A 2,662-nucleotide genomic window follows, 5' to 3' on the forward strand; every position below is an offset into this window, starting at 1 on the left:
CCTCCGGAATCGACCGTATTTCCATCTTCGATACCGCTGCGATCGATGCAAGGGCTTCTCCCCTGAACCCGAATGAGTTGATGGATGACAGATCCCCAGCGCCCCGAATCTTGCTGGTCGTGTGGCGCAGCAGTGATTGCCGCAGATCTTCAGGATCCATCCCGCTCCCGTTATCGGCCACCTCTATAAGTGAGAGCCCTGCGTCCTCGACGCTAACCGACACGCGGGTGGAGCCGGCATCCAGGGAGTTCTCGACGAGCTCTTTGACAACCGATGACGGGCGGTCTATTACCTCACCGGCAGCGATCTTGTTGATGGTCTCTTCGCTTAACTTTCTGATCTTCTTCAATTCGCCTCCAGGCTGATCTCACACCTGCCCCTGACCTTCCTGAACTCTTCTATGTCTTCGAGGAATTTCATGGACATTTTATCACCGAGCATGGCCCTGGTGAGCTTCTTTCCATACTCCACCCCTGGCTGATCGAACGGGTTGACCCCCAGCAACTTCCCCGTCAAAGCGGTTACACACTCGAAGAGAAATATGAGTGCCCCGATGGCAAACTCGTTTCTTGCGTGAGGTTCGATAACGACAACCGGCCTTCCTTTCGAGGCGAGGGAGTATATCGTTGCATCCATTTCCGCCCTGAAGAGGTCTGCCATTTTCTTCCCGGAGAGAAACAAAACGCTTTCGTCTCTTTTGAGAGGCTTGATGGAATAGTCCCTGTTGAATTTTCCCGGTCCGATAAACGTGTACACCTTGTCATCGGGGCCGTCCATGTAGAGCTGCAGCTGTGAATGCTGGGCCGTTACCCCGATGACGCCGACGGGTGTCTGGCCGATACTGTCGATTCTACCGCCCTCTTTCCTTTCCTTCCCCAGACTTTCACCCCACAGCTGACAGAACCAGTCGCTTAGCTTTATGAAAAAATCCGAATAGGCGAAGAGGACGAAGGTGTTCTTTCTCTCCTCTTCCATATAATGGGCATATATCGCCGCTAAAACGACCACCGGATTGGCCTCTTTCTCCGTGCCGAGGTTGATTCCGTCCATATAGCGCGCTCCCTCCAGCAATGAGCCAACATTGACCCCTGCGAAAGCAAGGGGCAGCAGTCCCACCGGCGAAAGGACCGAAAACCGGCCTCCCACGGAAGGCGGCACGGGAAAGGAGAGAAAACCATATTCTCCGGCAAGGCCCCGAAGCAGGCCTTTCTCCGGATCGGTGGTTACGATGATGTGCTCTTTCCACCGCTCCCCGACTTTTCTTTTCAACAGGCCCGTTACCACAAAAAACTGCGAGAGGGTCTCCGAAGTGCTTCCCGATTTGCTGATTACGTTGAAAACGGTCCTCTCAAGATCGAGCGTGGCAAAGGCCTTCTCAAAGGCATCGGGGTCCACGTTATCGAGGACGAGCACCCTTCCGCCCTTTCTTCCCGCACTCTCCGGCAGGGCTCCCATCACCGCGGAAGTCCCCAGGGCAGACCCGCCGATCCCGAGTACCACGAATGTATCAAACCTTCTTCTCAAAGATGCCGCAAACCGTGAAATCTTCCGCGTCTCCTTCTCAAAGTACGGCAACGAGTAAAAACCCGCACTGCCCGATACCCTCTCCAGGAAGAGCTCCTTGTTTTTCCTGGCCCCCATGGTCAAGCCGGCCTTGAGGTCTCTATGTGAAATCCCCATCCCGAACCTGTTCAGATCCTTCAGGGCAAAGCTGTAATCGATCGATAGCACGCTTTTTTTCACGTGGGACCTCCTTTCCTTGACAGAGGATTTTATTATAATATATTAAAATAGCACATGACAGGAGGGCAGAGGATGACCAAGGCCGCTGTGGGGAAAAAATTAAAGGATCTTCGGTATCAGAAGAACCTGACGCTCAAGGATGTGTCTGAGGGAACGGGAATCAGCATATCCATGCTTTCAAAGATCGAACGGGACGAAACCACACCGACCATCGACCTGGCGATAAAGCTCGCCAACTTTTTCAATCTTTCACTCGCAGAGATGATCAACATCCCTGAAGGGAAAAAAATATCGAAGACACGTCTCGATAACCTTCTCACCATGAACTCTGACGGTGGATTGAAAGTTCAATTCTTCAATAAATATTCACCCGACGTAAGCGTCGACTTTTTCAGGATGATCATCCCCCCCGGTACCGGTCTCGTGGAAGACTCGAAACATCCCTCCGGGTCCCACCACATTCTCTACATCGATTCGGGTGAGGGGGTCATCACGGTCAAAGACAAAAAGATTCCCGCCTCCAAAGGCGACGTGGTAAGCTTCTATTCCGATGTTGCGCACAATTACGAAAACGAAAGCGAGGAAGACCTCGTAATCATCGGAATCCTCACGTACAAGTAACCACGCAAGCGTGAATGCCGGAAAGAGAGAAAAGGCGCCTTGCGGCGCCTTGAGTTTACTCTTTTCTGACGGAAAACCGGCCCTCGAGGTTCTTCAGCCGCTCGACGATACCGCCATATTCGAGCTCGCTGAAGGGCAACATCGCCGGGCCGAAGAATCCCTGGCGCCTCAACTCTTCAGATTTTCTCGAAACGTTGTCCCTCACGTAATCCCAGAAGGGGTGATCGAACACATCGGCTGCTTCCGTCAGGACTCCCTCTTTGACACAGAAGGCGAGGCAGTTCACCACGGGAGGGCC

3 protein-coding genes and 1 pseudogene (1 of these 4 cut by a window edge) are annotated in these 2,662 nt (G+C 53.1%); 1 reads left to right on the forward strand and 3 read right to left on the reverse strand.

Annotation, left to right across the window (positions count from 1 at the left end; all coding sequences use genetic code 11):
* Together GTN70_11090 and GTN70_11095 are read right to left on the reverse strand one after the other, a co-directional pair.
* On the reverse strand, positions 1–349 hold a 349-nt coding region (locus tag GTN70_11090), incomplete at its 3' end, for a DNA mismatch repair protein MutL (protein ID NIO17508.1).
* Entirely contained in the window at positions 346–1,743 is a 1,398-nt protein-coding gene (locus GTN70_11095) for a glucose-6-phosphate isomerase (protein NIO17509.1), read from the reverse strand. The genes GTN70_11090 and GTN70_11095, both read right to left, overlap by 4 nt.
* A 72-nt stretch (positions 1,744–1,815) precedes the next feature.
* On the opposite strand from GTN70_11095, the gene GTN70_11100 reads away from it, so the two are divergent.
* Entirely contained in the window at positions 1,816–2,364 is a 549-nt protein-coding gene (locus tag GTN70_11100; protein ID NIO17510.1) for a helix-turn-helix domain-containing protein, read from the forward strand.
* A gap of 55 nt (positions 2,365–2,419) precedes the next feature.
* Here the strand turns inward: GTN70_11100 and GTN70_11105 are convergent.
* Positions 2,420–2,662: pseudogene (locus tag GTN70_11105) on the reverse strand (fructose 1,6-bisphosphatase); it runs 233 nt beyond the window's last position.

The organism is Deltaproteobacteria bacterium (genome assembly GCA_011773515.1).
In the GTDB taxonomy this organism is placed as follows: Bacteria; Desulfobacterota; Deferrimicrobia; order J040; family J040; genus WVXK01.

Coding starts and splice junctions, on each gene's coding strand:
- GTN70_11100 (NIO17510.1), top strand. CDS start 1,816: ATGACCAAGGCCGCTGTGGGGAAAAAATTAAAGGATCTTCGGTATCAG.